This is a genomic window from Orientia tsutsugamushi str. Boryong (assembly GCF_000063545.1).
GTDB classification, from domain to species: Bacteria; Pseudomonadota; Alphaproteobacteria; order Rickettsiales; family Rickettsiaceae; genus Orientia; species Orientia tsutsugamushi_C.
This window is the reverse complement of sequence record NC_009488.1, coordinates 1,033,130-1,049,755: the sequence shown is the minus strand read 5'-3', so window position 1 is coordinate 1,049,755 and position 16,626 is coordinate 1,033,130. Positions and strand designations below refer to the sequence as shown.

Genomic DNA, 16,626 nt, shown 5'->3' with positions numbered 1-16,626 from the left:
ATTTATAATGAAGTTTTTATTATTGCTATTCGGCTGTATAAGCCTAACCAGCTTCTTTTTCGAAAGTAATTTTGATTGTAAAATTCCTAAAGGGCAAAAATGTAAGTCTTTATACGAAATAAAGAATATGGTTGCTCAAGGCGTTTTTGATACTAATAATGTTGAAAAAGTTGAAGTAAAAAAAACTCGAAAAAAGACTTGTATTACATGTTATAGAAGACGTGTTGATAAAAACTCTAAGAAGTACCTAATTAACTTATTTAAACCAAAACAGAGCCAAGGTGAACACAAGCATACATAAGGATTTTGATCGAAAAAGATTTTCTAAACATTTTGTCTATGAATCATATGATGAGGAGACTCAGCTATTCTTTAATCGTGGTTCAATAGGCTTTGTATTGCTTGCATGGCCATTGGTTGGAGCTAGTGTTTCGGCTCAAAATGAAATTGCTGAATTTCTGAAAAGTGATGAAAATTTACCAGCTGAAAGTAGCCTACAAACGTCAGTTTAGGATAAGGGAAAGTATGAAAAGCATAATGAAAAAGGTCTACAAGAGATAATGTACAATTATGATTATGCGAGATATTAAATATAGTTTTAATTAATAACAGTTAATTTATTGCTCACATATCTGCAAGTGCAATTTTAGAATAAGAAACAGTCAGAAAGAGATAATATACAAGTGTTACAATGGTCAATGTTCAGGTTATTAAGTATAGTATTATGAACTAATACTTGTAGAAATATGAGCAATAAATAAACCGTTATTAATTAAAACTATATTTAATATCTCGCATAATCATAATTGTACATTATCTCTTGCAGGCCTTTTGTATTATGCTTTTCATACTTTCCCTTATCCTAATCTGGCGTTACAAGTCTTAATGATTGGTAGTAATAATATAGAGCATTTTTTAAGCAACTGGCAGTCATATCGTAAAGGAGAGATATTTATTGAGTTAGCCAACAAAAGAACAGAGTTTTTGCGTGATCAAGCTCAAATAGAAGCTAGATCAGACTTTTTATCTAACTTTCCGTCTATTTTAGCAACCATGGCTGCACCTCAGTATGGAACAAGCGATCTACAACAACCAATGTTACAAAGAGCTTTAATATCTGTATGGCAAAAAAGTCGCTCTAAGGCTGAAATAACCGATATTGCAGACTGGTTATCAAATAGAGAAGAATCATATGCTAAAGAGCTTGGAAATATGCTTTTCCCTTTTACTAAAGATGGGCAACATGGAAGATTTTTTAGCGGCAAGGCGCAATTATCCTTGAATTCAGACATAGTAGTGATTGAAACAGATCATCTACGCTCTGTACCAGAGCTGTTAGCTGTGATTGTACAGATTATGATTGTTCATATTAATCAAACAATGGTTAAAGGAGATAGAAGTAGACCATTTTTAATTATGATAGATGAAGCCTGGAAGCTGCTAGCTGGAAAGCGTTCAGGAGAGTTTATTTCAGTATCTGGCATTGCTTGCCAATCTATTAGTAAGTATTCAGAGCCCCATCCAACTCTTTAGCTAATTTAGGGGCATCAAACAGTTCCCATAAGCTTCTCGGAGCATTAAATCGGTCAGCTCCATGATATACTACAATTGGTACAACAATTGGTAATTTACCACGTTCTTTTTTACGCTCTTTTAGTCCTTTTTTATGCCTTTTTAATATTGATAATGTATATTGCCATAATTTGAACGCGATCCAATAATCAGATCTTAATTCTGCCTCAATAAGCACATATATAAATGCCTCATTATTATTTTTTGTTTTAACTGAAAATAGCACGTCACACATACTACGGCGTAGATTAGCTTCAACAAATGATTCTTGCTCAACTTTTATAGTATTTAAATCTAGTACGTTTTTAACTTCATTTGGTAAAAAATCATTTATAAAATCCAGAGCTGCTTTTGGGTCATTCATTAAATCTTTAAATAGCCCATCGTGTTTTAAATTTTCAGACATAATCTTGGTTGTATGTTAGTTTGGATTGATTCATTTTTTTCAGTAAGGTTGCTTATTTCAGGGCTGATAATATTTCTAACGGCATATGATCCTTGAGTTTTTAATACATTATTGAAGTCATTTTTGACCGTACAGACTATTGCTCCCTTATCTTCCAAAACTTTTTCTGCTTTTTCAGTATTTACGTCATTTTTAACCGCTAGAATGATCTTTTCTTTTGAGCCAGGATTATAGTTTTGCAAATTTTCAGCTTCAATGGCACATAAGATTTTTCCTTCGACTCTAGCTTGTTGAATGGTTAACGCTGTCTCAATATCATTTGTAATGATTGTTACAGGTGAGTAGTTTGAATTTTGTTGAGCAATTTCAGCAAATGATCCACTAATTGTACCAACAGATTTTTCTGGAATATCAGCTTTATTACAGGTTTTTGAATTCAAGGCTAATATCTTAGCTCCAGTAATTTCACCTTTTTCATTTTTAACAAAAACAGTAAGTGCAGGCCGGGATTTTTGAGTCTTTTCATCAAAAACCATGGTTGCTCTTAAATTAGGATTATCAAAGACTTTTGAATTATAAATTCCTGTATATTTTTCCAAAAATTTGTTGACTGTTGTTACTTCCGCATTAGCTTTTTCCTTTTTGTTATAGTCGTATAGGGGTAAAGATTTTGCATATAATTCTTTAACCTCACTTTGATTCGTTATTGATTCACTTTGTATTTCGTTCAATTTAATAAGTTTGGCAATTTCAGGTATTATAATCTGTCTAATAGCTTCAGCTCCATGAATTTGTAATAGGTCGTTGAAATCACCTTCTTGTGTTGGCATCACTTTTAACACCTTTGCTCCACTATTTTCGAGTGTTTTTTTCGCTTTATCAACAGTATTCATTGTTATAGAATTTTGTCCATCATTATCTGCCGCTATGATTATGTTTTCTCCTTCAAATGGTTGATAGTTCTTGAAATTATGTATGCCAATAGCAGCGATAATTTTTCCATTAATTCCTGCTTGTTTTAGACTTAAAGCTGTTTCAACGCCTTCTGTTATAATTGTTATAGGCGAATCATGTGGTGCCAATGGAGTAATTCTAACAAACGATTCGCTATAATTTTGCCAAAAGCCCTCCTAGGGACTGAAATATCTGCCTTATCGCACGTTTGCGAATTCAAATATACAACTTGTACACCAGTAATTTCACCTTTCGCATTTCTAGCAAATGCTGAAAATGCTGGATAATTTTCATTCGTTTCTCTATCAAGAATTACACTTGCTCTCAAGTCAGAATTCATTAGACCTCTTTCGAAACTGGTTAAGGTAATTCAAAATTATAAATGCCAGAGATCAAATTAAATCTAAGAGAGAATCTTTTACGTCTATTTCGATATTTGGCAGCAATAATTTTGAACCGTTTTAGCCTAACAATAACGTTTTCATTCGCAACTCTTGCTCCTGCTAACCTACGATTATTTTTTTTTATCATTTTTAGTTAAAGGAATTTTCTTGCTTTTTTTCTTTGGTAATTCAGAATTATTGTGAATTTTTTGTATGCCTTGATATCCTGTATCAGTAATCGCTTTAACCTTAGGATGGATAAGAATTTTGGATTCCTTAAATAATCTAAAGTCATGTTTTTTACCGTTAGAAAAATCTGTACATATTACTTGGTGTGTTTTCTTGTCTACCACTATTTGAGTTTTTAGTGTATGCCTTTTTCTTCTTTCATGAATAATAGAATTTTTGTTTTTTTGGGGTCTTTCTATAGGACTCTCAGTAGCATCAATCAAGACTACTTACATAATTCATATCACTCTTCATTAGAGCTTTGCGACCTGGAAGAGCAAAGTTTGGGTGTTTAACGGGCGTCTTCTACCCATTTAACAGCTTTATATGCTGAACTTTCACTAATCCCATAGTTCTGACCTATATGAAAATAAGTACGGTATTCTCTAAGGTATTCTAAAGCCATAAATCCAGATTGAGCTTATTTTTACACCCACCTTTCGATTTCTTAAGACCATCAGCCTGCCTCAAAATATCTACTATCTTTGAAAATGTTCCCTTCCTTGCTCCTGTTAATCGACGAAATTTTTCATCCTCTAACTCTTTAAATATGTTCGAATTTCATATTACTTCAAATCAGTTATTTATAACACCATTATACATCATTGTCTAGTTTCGAAAAAAGTCTAATGAAAAAATATAATAATGCAATTAAACTACTAAAATCTGAAAAACTTTGATTGTATTAGGATTACTGCAATTTTGATTCTGATTTGTTTTTTGCTTTAAACGCGATTTTTTGGTGTTTTGCTGAAGTCATGATTCTGAAGGATTTCATAAATCATATGTAAAAATAGTTTATAAAATCATTTACATTTATTTAAATAATTTATAAACTTGTAAAAAATAATATAGAGCAAAAAATGGGTGATAAAGTAACATTAACAATACAGCCAAAAGTAGATAAAGGAGGTTTTTTACCTAATATTGATCATGTTGTAAAGGAGTTCGAAGGAACAGTTTGCAGGTTATCAAATGCAGGTACTTCATTTTATGCAGTTCATTCAATAAAACCGATTATTTGCGATACAACAATCACAGCTCTTACGATACAGAAAAATTGGAAGTATGCAAAGTTAGATCAGCTTATTCTTAATAAAATTTTAAATGAATTAAAAGTAAACTGCTATGGTAATGGCATTAGAAAAGTAGATATTAGTTTAGATAATTTTGGATCTAAGGCCCTGAAGTCCCTATCTGAGCTATTAAAGGATAATACTGTACTGGAAGAATTTTCTCTTAAATACGCTACTCCTATAAATCGCTGGGAAGGTACAAGCACTACAACAAGAAAAGATTTAGATAGTGATCAAGATGGCAACAGCTTCAAAAAGATTCTAGATAAAACATCATTGACTCATGTAACAATTAATTATCATATAGGGCAGAACATACTTAAGTGTTTTACTATACATAAAAATCCAAATATTATCAAACTTGATTTGATAGATAGTTTTAACTCAAATAATTATAAGATAAGTAACTTTGATGGATTTGCTCAACCAATAAATGTCATGCCGAAATTGACTGAGTTTATATTAACAGACAATACTAAGAATGATGTAAAACTTAAAGTACTTGATAGTCTAAATTATCAGCATGGTAACCTTAGGAAGCTTCTAGATATTAATAATGAGCAAGAGGTTGTAGATTTGGTTAGCCCTTCACCACAGTGGATTAGTAGTAATAATATGCACATTGATGATGATATATCAGAGGCAGTAACAGTAATGTCAATAAGCGATAGTAGTTCTAGGGCAAGCACAGCTAATAGTTATCAACATATCGATCCAGCATTAGCTAGAGCAGTTTCCCAATCACGAAGCAATGGTGGACCATCTTGTAGTAGTTATTTGGTAGATAATCCAAGTACTTATTTACATTCGTTTCCTTGTACATTATTTACTTACAATCATGAAGATCATTTTTCTAGAACTCCATTTGCTGAGCTTTCAAAAGAGATGCAAGATCCTAAACTTGATATAGTATTTCCACGATTTCCTGAATTAAAATACCATATTGGATCTGAATCTTTGGCAAAGGATAGAAAAAACACTGATGCATGGAAAATTTTTGTTTACTTTAAACAAAGTATCAGTCCGAATTGTAATTATATAAATAGTATACCATCTTTCAATTTTGAAGAGTTTAAAAAACATAAAATTATGTATCATCATGCAATTATTTTAAATGCCGCAAGTACTTTTTTAAGTAATAGATGTTTGTGTGATACTGAAAACTATGTGCTAAGTCTTGTAGCTAATGATAGATGCGATGATGGACTCAATGATGGATGTACAGATAGGAAAAGTTTTTTAAGAAATGAGCTTAAATTACCAGACGATCCACGTTCACAGTTTTACGCACATGCAATAGAAGTTGCAATTAGAAAAATTGCTAGAAATCCTAATGAAGTAGAAAAGTTATATCAATTCGTAAATGAAGTAAAATCTAACTTTGACTTAATATCCTGTTTGGAAAGTATTCCTGGCTTTGAAGATTATAATGAAGAAACTGATGAGATCGAGGAGACAGATATAATAGATGAAGATGAATCAAGCGGCTATGCATTAAACACTCGTATAACTCCAGGTATATTGGATGATGCATTAGACTTATATTCAGGGTTACCAGATCATAATAATATTCAGAATGCAGGTGGATTATTCCATTATCATGATTCTGTTTAGTAGCTAGTCAATTGAGTTCGAAAGTTATTAAATGGTAGCAATATTAACTACTTTTTAAAGCTTAAGTTGTATAAATCTAGATTAGGATAAGAAGAAGTATTAAAGGTGTCATTACAAAGATCTGCAAGGGGCCATATTCCGTTATAACTTTTAATACATTTGTATTACAATAAAAAAGCTAAACTGATTATGGACGAAGTTAACCTCAAAATTAAAGAACGTAAAATGCGTACTCGGCGTCTTATCAAAATTGGTAGACTAGTTTGCTAAAAGGGCTAAGGCTTGATCACTAAATACTTTGTTTGGCGCTTGTGCTGTGCCGATGTGAAATTATATATATGATTGTGTTTAACTATAAAAAATAGATCAAACCTGTGGTTCTACCAACAGAAGCCTACTGGTATAGCACTAACGTAGAAAATAGGTACATAATATGCTAATATGAAAAGAGTATAAAAAATAATAGACCTCTTTCGAAACTGGTTAAGGTAATTCAAAATTATAAATGCCAGAGATCAAATTAAATCTAAGAGAGAATCTTTTACGTCTATTTCGATATTTGTCAGCAATAATTCTGAACCGTTTTAGCATACAAATAACGTTTTCATTCATAACTCTTGCTCCTGCTAACCTACGATTATTCTTTTTATCATTTTTAGTTAAAGGATTTTTCTTGCTTTTTTTCTTTGGTAATTCAGAATTATTGTGAATTTTTTGTATGCCTTGATATCCTGTGTCAGTAATCGCTTTAACCTTAGGATGGATAAGAATTTTGGACTCCTTAAATAATCTAAAGTCATGTTTTTTACCGTTAGAAAAATTTGTACATATTACTTGGCGCGTTTTCTTATCTACCACTATTTGAGTTTTTAGTGTATGCCTTTTCTTCTTTCCTGAATAATAGAATTTTTGTTTTTTTCAGGTCTTTCTATAGGACTCTCAGTAGCATCAATCAAGACTACTTCATAATTCATATCGCTCTTCATTAGAGCTTTACGACCTGGAAGAGCAAAGTTTGTGTGTTTAACTAGGGTATCTTCTACCCATTTTACAGCTTTATAACGCCAGATTAGGATAAGAGAAAGTATGAAAAGCATAATGAAAAAGGTTTACAAGAGATAATGTACAATTAAATTATGCAACATATTTAAACATAATTTCAATTAATAACGGTTTATTTATTGCTCATATTTCTACAAGTATTAGTTCATAATACTATACTTAATAACCTGAACATTGACAATTGTAACACTTGTATATTATCTCTTTCTAACTGTTTCTTATTCTAAATTTGCATTTGCAGATATGTGAGCAATAAATGGCTATTAATTAAAACTATATTTAATATCTCGCATAATCATAATTGTACATTATCTCTTGTAGACCTTTTTCATTATGCTTTTCATACTTTCCCTTATCCTAATCTGGCGTAGATAATAATTTTTAAAATCCTTGCATGGAGACAAATAAAAATATATCACTATTGTTAATAACTCAGCTAAGGACAACTTTCCATCTCTGTTCCTTTGATTGCTACTTGGTATTAATCTCTTTCTTTCCCACTCTTGATATATCTTGCAAAAATTATCTATTAAATAGTATACTGTTATAATACATTTTTTCATGTTGCGTTATTCTTTTTTTATTTAAATTTTCTTTTTAACTCAACATCCTCTCTTTGTATACCTTTTATTCACTACTTTTCATATTTTTCCTTATCCTAAATTGGCGTTTATAACGCCAGATTAGGATAATGGAAAGCATGAAAAGCATAATGTAAAAGGTCTGCAAAAGATAATGTACAATTAAATTATGCAATATATTTAAATATAATTTCAATTAATAATGGTTTATTTATTGCTCACATGTCTGCAAATGCAAATTTAGAATAAGAAACAGTTAGAAAGAGATAATATACAAGTGTTACAATGGGCAATGTTTAGGTTATTAAGTATAGTATTATGAACTAATACTTGTAGAAATATAAGCAATAAATAAACCGTTATTAATTGAAATTATATTTAAATATATTGCATAATTATAATTGCACATTATCTTTTGCAGACCTTTTACATTATGCTTTTCATGCTTTCCCTTATCCTAATCTGGCGTTTATATGCTGAACTTTCACTAATCCCATAGTTCTGACCTATATGAAAATAAGTACGGTATTCTCTAAGGTATAGCAATAACGCAGGAAATAGGTACAATCAGAAAAACTTCATTACGTGTTCTACAGCAATGCTAATATCTTTGAATTGAGCAGTAACTTTTCTTATTTCGTTCTTAATCTTAAACCAATAATGTTCTATAGGATTTAAATCTGGACTATATGTAGGTAAGAATAGAATACTGCAGCCAACCAATTCTATTAATACTTTAATTATATTATTCTTATGGAAGTTGATATTATCCATAGTTACTATTTGACCAAGGCGCAATTTTTTGATTAATATAGTCTCTACATAAGTTGTAAATATTGCTTTATTACAATTTCCTTCAAATATTACTGGTGCTATAATTTGATTATTACAAAGCCCTGCTATCATACTGACCCTGGATTTATGTTGATAAGCTTTAATGCCCATAACATCTAGTACCCTTTATACTCCATCCATATTCTATACAAGCATTATCCTCTATTCATGACTCATCAATGAATACTAGATTTTCTTTAGAAATTTGCTTTGTCTTCTCTATAAATTCATTCCTTAACCCAATATCCCTTTTGGAATGAAGGTGAGTTTTTTTATAAGTGTATCTACTAGGTTTTCTATAATAATTTATTCTAGTTTTTTGTAATCTATTACCTAGTATAATACTTAATTCTTTAGCTGTTTTATCATGATGATTGATAATTAACCCCTCAAATTCTTTGAGATCTATTTTTGCATTATAACCTTTTGCTGGGGCCATAAGGTTTTGCTTTAATATCTCCTGTTTCGCATTTAAGATGTTTCCATCTATATATCGTATTACGACTTATATTATATTGAATATTTTCATGCTTTAACAATTGATAGTCCATCATCTAGAGCTTTGAATAGCTTCATTCTTAAATCGTAACTGTAACTTCTTGCCATTATTTATCTATTATTATTTATACTCTTTACATATTAGCATATTATGTACCTATTTTCTACGTTAGTGCTATACCACCAAATTCAATGTCTGTATAATATATACCATATAAGTCTACTGCAATGCCAACTCCTAACTCTCCTCTAATACCTTCCTTGAAAACTGACATTATGCCACCTGTAGCAAAAATTGATCCTATATTACCAGTAATTATATTATAATAATAATTTCCTTGGACAAAATTATATGCTTTAAGGATATTAGTCATAAACCCTAGTCTTATATCCATTCTATGTCGATTTAGCCTGTAACCTAATCCTGCCTCTAATATACGATTTGTATTAACAATACCTGCTGACAATTTTATGTAAAATGGCGAAGAATCAATTTTTATATTATCATTCACTACATGTGCAGATGGAAAAAATAATATAGCTGAGTTTATATTATTTGCTGTACATATTGATGGTAAAAATAATACAACAGATGCTATTACAGCATAACACGGTTGTAAAAGTGATTTCAAAACATTCATATTAACTTCTCTTTTTAGCATTAACATATTAGCTGTCTGTTGAAAACTAATACCATGGAACCGATTGTTGCGTTAGAATAGCGAATACATCTGTATTACCGCTTTCCATCAGCATAATCTTTAGGAGTCATGCCCCTTATCATCTTTTGCATCAATATCAGCTCCATAATCAATCAAAAGCTGTATAACATCTATGCTTTCATCGCGAACAGCAATATGTAGTAGTGTTTCTCCTTCATCATATTTTTTATTAATACTAGTAGAATTATGTTTTAGCATAATTTCTAAAGGTTCTGCACATTTGCATTCAACAGCATCAGATAAAGGTGTATTACCTTGATTATCTTCGATATTTACATCAGCATTATATTTTAACAGTAATGCTATATGATCATTGCAATAGACAGAATATTTTTCGAAAAAATCATAATATACTTGAATTGTGTCAACAACAAAATGTAAAGGAGTTAGACCATGCACATTCTGCATATTTGGATCAGCATCATGATCAAGTAGAAGCTGTACAATATCTAGGTTGTTAATAAAAGAATTTGCTGTACAATGTAATGGAGTTTGATCAACATTGTCTTTTACATTTGTATTAGCACCATTCTTTATTAAAAACTTGATAATTGCATTTATATCGTCATTTACACTGTGGTTATTAGTCTCATGCTGTGTTAAAATCCCGATAGAATCTGCAATATTTTTACCATTATAATTACCACCATCAGGAATAATAGACATATGCAAAGCTATATGCAAAGCCGTGTGTCCACTATTATTTTTTGCATTGATGTCAGCTCCATTGTTCAGCAAAACCTTAGCAATAGGTAGATTCTTATATTTTAAAGCAACAGATAAAGCTGTAATACCGTCTTTATATTTTGAATTGACAAGTGTACTATCATTATTAATAAGATGCTTCACTTTTTCAATATCACCATCTTTAATAGCACGATGCAAAGCATATTTAGTCTTAGATTCAGCCATCATTTTACTCCTGAAATTATACTATCACTATTGTAATATAACCTTCAGTACAGCTTTACTTAGCAGCAAAGTATAGAACGATAAATAATTATTCATGAATTTTCACCTTTTTGAACCTTCGCAATCTGTTAAAGGATTATCATATAACTTACAATATAACAAAAAAATAAATGAAGCACCATATAATTTTATTCTGAGTAGAACTTTGTATTTCACTGCTATTAATCATTAAGCCTACTATCTACAAACTCAACTAATTCAAACGAAAACCCATGAGCTTCAAAAGCATGCTCTAGAATGTGCTTATAATTTGATTTGATATAGCTATTTGCAAAGCTTGTTAGAGCCTTAATGAATATCTTTTTATTAACATTATCTTCATTTACAACTTCTAATTTACTAAACCATAGTTTATCAATAACTTGCTCATATTCGTAATGTTGAAGTATGTATTTTCGTACTTTGAACAATATAGAGTTAGAACCTAGCTCTTTACTAAGTTCTGAAAGGTAATCTTCATCGCTTATTTGTTGCTGTAAAACTGTTGTTTTTTGATACTCAGTTGTGCTATTGGTAACTTGTTTTGATTCATCAAATGGTATAACTTGCAACTGCTCAATATCGTTGCCATGCACAGCTCGTACCTCTTGTAGTATCTTGAATTTAATATGATCTGACAGTGAAATATTCTTAATCAACTTGATGTAATATTTGTTTTTAACTGCTGCTCCAAAATCACAAGATGTTAAAACTTGATAAGCAGTATCTGCTTCAAAAACTCCAGCTATTTTACGCTTCAACTGAGCCTTCATACTACGGTCTGTACCAGATTCAATGTTTGCTAGATACTGTTCTTTAAATCTTCCTACGTCATTAAATCTAAAATTTCCACTATTAGCCTGATCAGTAGTTAGCAATTCATTTGCTAACGCTTTTGCCATATAGCTTAGCACTGCTATCTTATTTACAAAATGACGGAGTAAATATTTATTTGATAACTTCAACAGTAATTGATTTATGAAGTATATGTTGAAGCTTCTACTAGACATACGTTGCAGTATAACTGCATCTTCTGGTGTTAGTGGATAATAATCTGCTAGTCTTTTTCTTTTGGGGCAGCATTCATTCTTTTCAACCTCTGAATTATCGATAATAGCTGGAGTTGCTAACTTACTGTTTTGCTCATAATCCTTGTTTGATGGCTTTTTATTACTAAAATCACTAAGCTCATAAAAATTCAAATTCTGTTGTTGCAGTTGATCTTCTTTTTCATTTTCCACTAACTCAATTTCTATAAAATCATCAGATTCCGTATATTTAAACTTCAAATTTTGCTGTTGATCTTCATTTTCATTTTGATCATTCTCTACTAACTTATCTTCAGTAGATCTAGATCTATTATTATTTTTTTTATTATTATTATATCTATATATGTAGCTGCAATTTTTTGCAGGTTCACCTGCAAATTCTTGCAAATTGATGTGAAAATTTTTTTGTTGTAGAAGGACAACTTTTTCTTCTTTTTTTTCTTTTTCAGTGAAACGCTGAAAATTTTTTAGAAGTTTTACACAAAGAATATTACGTACCTTGAGATTGCCTTTAATTATTGTTCTATTTTCAACTTTAATAAAACCTGCATTTCTTAATTCAACTAAGCATTGCCTAACTCTGCGGTAACGAAGGTTTAACTCCTTTTCAAAAAAGTAATAACTTTCCTGTAATTCATCTATATCTTTGTTGTAATAGATATGTAGTCTATATACTATCAATGATAAAAGCTGTTTAGATGTTTTGCTTAAAGCTTTAGCATTATCTCCAATCAGATCTTTCCATTCTGCTGGAACAAAATTTCCAATAAAACGATAAAAGACAGTTGCATTATTGCTACTGTTATTATTAGCAATTTTACAATTATTGCTTGCAAAATTACGCAAATCTTGCGCCATTTCTAACCTCCAAAAATGTCAGATATGGCAGGGGGTTCAGGCGATTTTCGCTATCCAAAACCACGTTTTTATGCCGCGTAAATATAGCAATTTTGTAGCTATACTCGAAATTTAACACTCTGAAAGGCTTATAACAACACAGTAGTCTTAAATATTGAAAGGTATATATTACATCGATTCTACAAAGTTAGCAATTTGTCATAACAAACGCATTTCCAGTAATAGAGTTTTCAACAGAATTTCTAAAATTGGTAAGAGTAGTTATAGCTGGTTCTTAGGCTTTAAGCTTCATCTTGTAATTAATAATAAAGGTGAAATAAAATGTTAGTTAAATTTACTAAATGTAATAAAAGCACCCTATCTGTATCTTCAGTTTTTTCTAAATGCTTATCTGGTAAATTGTTTGGTGATAAAGCTTACATATCTAAAGAGTTATTTCATCAACTGCTGACCAATGGTCTACGTTTATTTACTAATCTTCGTAAAGATATGAAAACATATTTATTGGACATACAAGATAAGCGGTTATTAAATAAACGTTCTTTAATTGAGTCTGTCTTTAATGTACTAAAAAAACATATGCATTTAGAGCATACTAGACACTGTTCTCCTCTTAATTTCTTTGTTCATATAATTGCTTCTCTTGTTAGTTATTCTATCTCTAAACTTAATCCCCATCCTATCCTTCTTCTTCTCCTGACTCATTATCCTAAATTGACGTTTTGTAGACCTTTTTCATTACGTTTTTCATACTTTCCCTTATCCTAATTTGGCGTTATAAGCCTTTCAGAGGCTTATATGTTAAGTATTAGCTATTAAACGCTATATATTTTGTGGTATAAAACGTGTGTTTTCTCGCAAAAAGCGTCTGAACTACTTGCTATATCTGATATTTCTGAGATTAAAAATGACACATATGGTACGCAATTTCACAATTACTAATTGCAAAATTGCCAATAATAACATTCGCAATAATGCAACTGTCTTTTATCAGTTTATTGGAAATTTTATTTCAGTAGAATGAAGAAAGCTAACTGGAGATAATAGACCTCTTTCGAAACTGGTTAAGGTAGTTCAAAATTATAAATGCCAGAGATCAAATTAAATCTAAGACCGAATCTTTTACGTCTATTTCGATATTTGTCAGCAATAATTTTGAACCGTTTTAGCATAGCAATAACGTTTTCATTGACAACTCTTTCTCCTGCTAACCTACGATTATTCTTTTTATCATTTTTAGTTAAAGGATTTTTTTTGCTTTTTTTCTTTGGTAATGCAGAATTATTGTGAATTTTTTGTATACCTTGATATCCTGTATCAGTAATCGCTTTAATCTTAGGGTGGATAAGAATTTTGGATTCCTTAAATAATCTAAAGTCATGTTTTTTACCGTTAGAAAAATCTGTACATATTACTTGGCGTGTTTTCTTGTCTACCACTATTTGAGTCTTTAGTGTATGCCTTTTCTTCTTTCCTGAATAATAGAATTTTTGTTTTTTTTGGGTCTTTCTATTGGACTCTCAGTAGCATCAATCAAGACTACTTCATAATTCATATCGCTATTCATTAGAGCTTTACGACCTGGAAGAGCAAAGTTTGGGTGTTTAACTAAGGTGTCTTCTACCCATTTTACAGCTTTATATGCTGAACTTTCACTAATCCCATAGTTCTGACCTATATGAAAATAAGTACGGTATTCTCTAAGGTATTCTAAGACCATCAATAACTGTTCCTCCAAATTGAGCTTATTTTTACGCCCTACTTTTGATTTCTTAACACCATCAGCTTTCCTCAAAATATCCACCATCTTTGAGAATGTTCCCTTCCTTACTCCTGTTAATCGACGAAATTTTTCATCCTTTAACTCTTTAATCTGATCTAATTTCATTATTACTTCAAATCAGATCTTTATAACACTATTCTACATCATTCTCTAGTTTCAAAAGAAGTCTAATAGAAAAGCATTAATCAAAACATCTAAACAGCTTTTATCATTGATAGTATATAAACTACAGATCTATTACAATAATGATAGAGAGGAATTACAATACAGTTATTGCTCTTTTGAAAATGAGTTGTAGGTTTGTCAAGGAAGTGTTAGACAATGCTTAGCTGAACTAAGAAAAGCTGGTTTCATTGAAGTTGAAAATAGGACAAGAATTAAAAACAATTTTAAGTTGTGTAATATCTCTTGTATAAACTTCTAAAAAATTATCGCTCTACCATAAACAAATTTTTTCCTCAGTACAAAAAAAATTAGGTGCATATATAGTCATTTACATGAGGTTTGAGCATAGAAAGAGGCGATAAAATAGTTATAGGAATCTGTTTGGTTGTAAAGTTATTTTTCTGCTACATTATTCTCTAGATTTAAATCCGATAGAAAACTTTTGTGCTGATATGAAGATGTGGATTAGAAATCAAATTACTCAATTTGCTAAATCTATGAATCTATTATCGCTTCTCTCTATTTTCAAACCTCATTGTAAATAACCATATAGCATACATCAAAAAGGAAGTTACGTTATGAGAGAAAAGCAAAATATAAAATAAGATAAAAATATGGCTGTATCATACTCATCAGAAAAAATTAAGATAATTCTAAAAAATAAGATAGTATTTATTAATGAACTTGGAATAGATCAAAGAGAAAAATAGACCTATAAGGATTACAAAATTACATTCTACAAAATTTTCATTTTATAAAACTTCTAAACAATTTTCAGCGTGTCACTAAATAATGTAAGATTAAATCTAAATTAATATGCTTACAGTTTTACTTCTGTACTGCTTATATTATTAGCATTATCGTAAACAACTTTTTCAATTCTAAACTTAGCTTCATTTAATTTTTGTTCACAGTGCTTTTTTAGCGCTGCTCCCCTTTCAAAAGCTTTAATAATATCTTCTAGCTTTTCTTGCCCAGAATCTATCATTTTAACTATTTTTTCGAGTTCATTTAGCGCTTCTTCAAAACTCATTTCATCAATAACTTTTTCTTTATTCATAGATAATTATAATTTAGACTATAGGTTTTAGTTTAACATTATTAATATTAAGTATGCAAGTCAGAATTTATCAATTATCTAAATTACCAACTCAATCAGGACCAACTAGTAAGCTCTGGACAGTAGATTTTTCTTGTGAAGAGAAAAAAAACAGATTTATTGATACAACTTTAGGATGGACAGGCACTACTAACCCATATGCTTCAACAAAAATTTACTTTAAAAATAAATTAAGTGCAATAAAATTCTGTCTTAATAATTATCTGAATTATGAATTAATCACTCCAAAGCGCAGAAAATTAATTGTAAAAAGCTATACAGAAAATTTTAAGTAATATTCAAATTGGTATAGGCAAGAGTTACAGCTATATGTATGCGACAGGATACTTCATATTAATGAAGGTTTTGATTTTATGGGATTTAATATTAGACCTCTGTCGAAACTGGTTAATGTAGTTCAAAATTATAAATGCCAGAGGTCAAATTAAATCTATGTGAGTAGACCTAACCAATTGCTCAATTAGGTCCCTCCTCAGAACCGGACTTGCAGAATTACCGCATCCGGCTCTCAAAAATAAGATAAGCATTATGCCTTATTTGTTGTCTAGAACATTGAGACAATCTTTCCAATTTTAGGAAAATTTACTCTTTTAAGTATCTCGGTTAGTCTTTTCCAATTCATCTTACGTTTTCCTCCCATTCTATTAAACCAGTTATATATTGCACCTTTACTTTGGTTGATAAATGAACTTACTCGTCTTTTATTAAACTTCTTTCGAAACTATACAATGATGTAAAATGGTGTTATAAAAATCTGATTTGAAGTAATA

12 protein-coding genes and 9 pseudogenes are annotated in these 16,626 nt (G+C 30.3%); 7 read left to right on the top strand and 14 right to left on the bottom strand.

From position 1 onward, the window contains the following. Positions 1 to 7 precede the first annotated feature (7 nt). The 3 genes and pseudogenes from OTBS_RS05060 to OTBS_RS12160 all read left to right on the top strand — a co-directional run. The gene (locus OTBS_RS05060; RefSeq protein ID WP_011944763.1) at positions 8 to 301 is read left to right on the top strand and encodes a hypothetical protein; all 294 of its coding nucleotides are present in this window, start codon (positions 8 to 10) and stop codon (positions 299 to 301) included. Then, positions 282 to 512, top strand: a complete 231-nt coding sequence (locus OTBS_RS05055; RefSeq protein ID WP_041621250.1) for a TraC family protein — start codon at positions 282 to 284, stop codon at positions 510 to 512. The genes OTBS_RS05060 and OTBS_RS05055 overlap by 20 nt, the downstream gene beginning before the upstream one ends. Before the next feature lie 487 nt (positions 513 to 999). Next, positions 1,000 to 1,533 (top strand): annotated as a pseudogene (locus OTBS_RS12160) (conjugal transfer protein TraC); the annotation flags it as partial. On the opposite strand, the gene OTBS_RS05050 reads toward OTBS_RS12160, so the two are convergent. From OTBS_RS05050 to OTBS_RS12155, 4 genes and pseudogenes are all read right to left on the bottom strand, one after another. Further along, complete coding sequence (locus OTBS_RS05050; RefSeq protein ID WP_232488928.1) at positions 1,499 to 1,978, bottom strand: Rpn family recombination-promoting nuclease/putative transposase; 480 nt, start codon at positions 1,976 to 1,978, stop codon at positions 1,499 to 1,501. The pseudogene OTBS_RS12160 and the gene OTBS_RS05050 sit on opposite strands and share 35 nt — an antisense overlap. Continuing rightward, complete coding sequence (locus OTBS_RS05045) at positions 1,963 to 3,060, bottom strand: toprim domain-containing protein (RefSeq protein ID WP_041621249.1); 1,098 nt, start codon at positions 3,058 to 3,060, stop codon at positions 1,963 to 1,965. The genes OTBS_RS05050 and OTBS_RS05045 overlap by 16 nt, the downstream gene beginning before the upstream one ends. Beyond that, complete coding sequence (locus OTBS_RS05040) at positions 3,036 to 3,272, bottom strand: hypothetical protein (protein ID WP_041621248.1); 237 nt, start codon at positions 3,270 to 3,272, stop codon at positions 3,036 to 3,038. Before OTBS_RS05040 ends, OTBS_RS05045 begins: the two co-directional genes overlap by 25 nt. 20 nt (positions 3,273 to 3,292) lie before the next feature. Beyond that, a pseudogene (locus OTBS_RS12155) lies at positions 3,293 to 4,095 on the bottom strand (IS5 family transposase). A 311-nt stretch (positions 4,096 to 4,406) separates the two neighbouring features. Between OTBS_RS12155 and OTBS_RS05030 the strand changes: the two are divergent. Both OTBS_RS05030 and OTBS_RS16390 read left to right on the top strand, forming a co-directional pair. Continuing rightward, positions 4,407 to 6,233 carry a hypothetical protein gene (locus tag OTBS_RS05030; protein WP_011944762.1) on the top strand — a complete coding sequence of 609 codons (1,827 nt, stop codon included), beginning with the start codon at positions 4,407 to 4,409 and terminating at the stop codon, positions 6,231 to 6,233. A 189-nt stretch (positions 6,234 to 6,422) separates the two neighbouring features. After that, a pseudogene (locus tag OTBS_RS16390) lies at positions 6,423 to 6,497 on the top strand (conjugal transfer protein); the annotation flags it as partial. 219 nt (positions 6,498 to 6,716) lie between these two features. Here OTBS_RS16390 and OTBS_RS12150 read toward each other — a convergent pair. The 8 genes and pseudogenes from OTBS_RS12150 to OTBS_RS04990 form a co-directional block, all read right to left on the bottom strand. Then, a pseudogene (locus OTBS_RS12150) lies at positions 6,717 to 7,294 on the bottom strand (IS5 family transposase); the annotation flags it as partial. 351 nt (positions 7,295 to 7,645) lie between these two features. Continuing rightward, positions 7,646 to 7,858 (bottom strand): annotated as a pseudogene (locus tag OTBS_RS18360) (IS982 family transposase); the annotation flags it as partial. A gap of 486 nt (positions 7,859 to 8,344) precedes the next feature. Then, positions 8,345 to 8,422 (bottom strand): annotated as a pseudogene (locus OTBS_RS14140) (transposase family protein); the annotation flags it as partial. Positions 8,423 to 8,443: 21 nt separating this feature from the next. Next, positions 8,444 to 9,316, bottom strand: a pseudogene (locus OTBS_RS12135) (IS630 family transposase). Between the two features lie 56 nt (positions 9,317 to 9,372). Then, positions 9,373 to 9,870 carry a hypothetical protein gene (locus OTBS_RS05005; protein WP_193777006.1) on the bottom strand — a complete coding sequence of 166 codons (498 nt, stop codon included), beginning with the start codon at positions 9,868 to 9,870 and terminating at the stop codon, positions 9,373 to 9,375. A gap of 99 nt (positions 9,871 to 9,969) precedes the next feature. Next, positions 9,970 to 10,200, bottom strand: coding sequence for an ankyrin repeat domain-containing protein (locus OTBS_RS18355; protein WP_410517966.1), 231 nt, complete (start codon positions 10,198 to 10,200; stop codon positions 9,970 to 9,972). 96 nt (positions 10,201 to 10,296) lie between these two features. Beyond that, a pseudogene (locus OTBS_RS18350) lies at positions 10,297 to 10,842 on the bottom strand (ankyrin repeat domain-containing protein); the annotation flags it as partial. Between the two features lie 221 nt (positions 10,843 to 11,063). Continuing rightward, positions 11,064 to 12,788, bottom strand: coding sequence for a hypothetical protein (locus tag OTBS_RS04990; RefSeq protein WP_011944759.1), 1,725 nt, complete (start codon positions 12,786 to 12,788; stop codon positions 11,064 to 11,066). A 160-nt stretch (positions 12,789 to 12,948) separates the two neighbouring features. On the opposite strand from OTBS_RS04990, the pseudogene OTBS_RS04985 reads away from it, so the two are divergent. Next, a pseudogene (locus OTBS_RS04985) lies at positions 12,949 to 13,556 on the top strand (IS982 family transposase); the annotation flags it as partial. Positions 13,557 to 13,852: 296 nt separating this feature from the next. On the opposite strand, the gene OTBS_RS12125 reads toward OTBS_RS04985, so the two are convergent. Together OTBS_RS12125 and OTBS_RS04970 are read right to left on the bottom strand one after the other, a co-directional pair. Further along, positions 13,853 to 14,676, bottom strand: a protein-coding gene (locus OTBS_RS12125; protein ID WP_157866377.1) for an IS5-like element ISOt6 family transposase whose coding sequence is annotated in 2 segments (ribosomal slippage) — positions 13,853 to 14,289 and positions 14,289 to 14,676 — 825 coding nt in all. Because the reading frame shifts where the segments join, the coding sequence is not laid out codon by codon here. Positions 14,677 to 15,556: 880 nt separating this feature from the next. Beyond that, positions 15,557 to 15,796, bottom strand: a complete 240-nt coding sequence (locus OTBS_RS04970; protein ID WP_011944758.1) for an exodeoxyribonuclease VII small subunit — start codon at positions 15,794 to 15,796, stop codon at positions 15,557 to 15,559. A 53-nt stretch (positions 15,797 to 15,849) separates the two neighbouring features. Between OTBS_RS04970 and OTBS_RS04965 the strand changes: the two genes are divergently transcribed. Then, complete coding sequence (locus tag OTBS_RS04965; RefSeq protein ID WP_011944757.1) at positions 15,850 to 16,131, top strand: NADH dehydrogenase ubiquinone Fe-S protein 4; 282 nt, start codon at positions 15,850 to 15,852, stop codon at positions 16,129 to 16,131. The last annotated feature ends 495 nt before the right edge of the window (positions 16,132 to 16,626 follow it).

Bases quoted from the DNA above. Each gene is read 5' to 3' on its own strand.
- OTBS_RS05060 (WP_011944763.1), top strand. From the start codon at position 8: ATGAAGTTTTTATTATTGCTATTCGGCTGTATAAGCCTAACCAGCTTC.
- OTBS_RS05050 (WP_232488928.1), bottom strand. From the start codon at position 1,978: ATGTCTGAAAATTTAAAACACGATGGGCTATTTAAAGATTTAATGAAT.
- OTBS_RS05040 (WP_041621248.1), bottom strand. From the start codon at position 3,272: ATGAATTCTGACTTGAGAGCAAGTGTAATTCTTGATAGAGAAACGAAT.
- OTBS_RS05030 (WP_011944762.1), top strand. From the start codon at position 4,407: ATGGGTGATAAAGTAACATTAACAATACAGCCAAAAGTAGATAAAGGA.
- OTBS_RS05005 (WP_193777006.1), bottom strand. From the start codon at position 9,870: ATGCTAAAAAGAGAAGTTAATATGAATGTTTTGAAATCACTTTTACAA.
- OTBS_RS04990 (WP_011944759.1), bottom strand. From the start codon at position 12,788: ATGGCGCAAGATTTGCGTAATTTTGCAAGCAATAATTGTAAAATTGCT.
- OTBS_RS04970 (WP_011944758.1), bottom strand. From the start codon at position 15,796: ATGAATAAAGAAAAAGTTATTGATGAAATGAGTTTTGAAGAAGCGCTA.
- OTBS_RS04965 (WP_011944757.1), top strand. From the start codon at position 15,850: ATGCAAGTCAGAATTTATCAATTATCTAAATTACCAACTCAATCAGGA.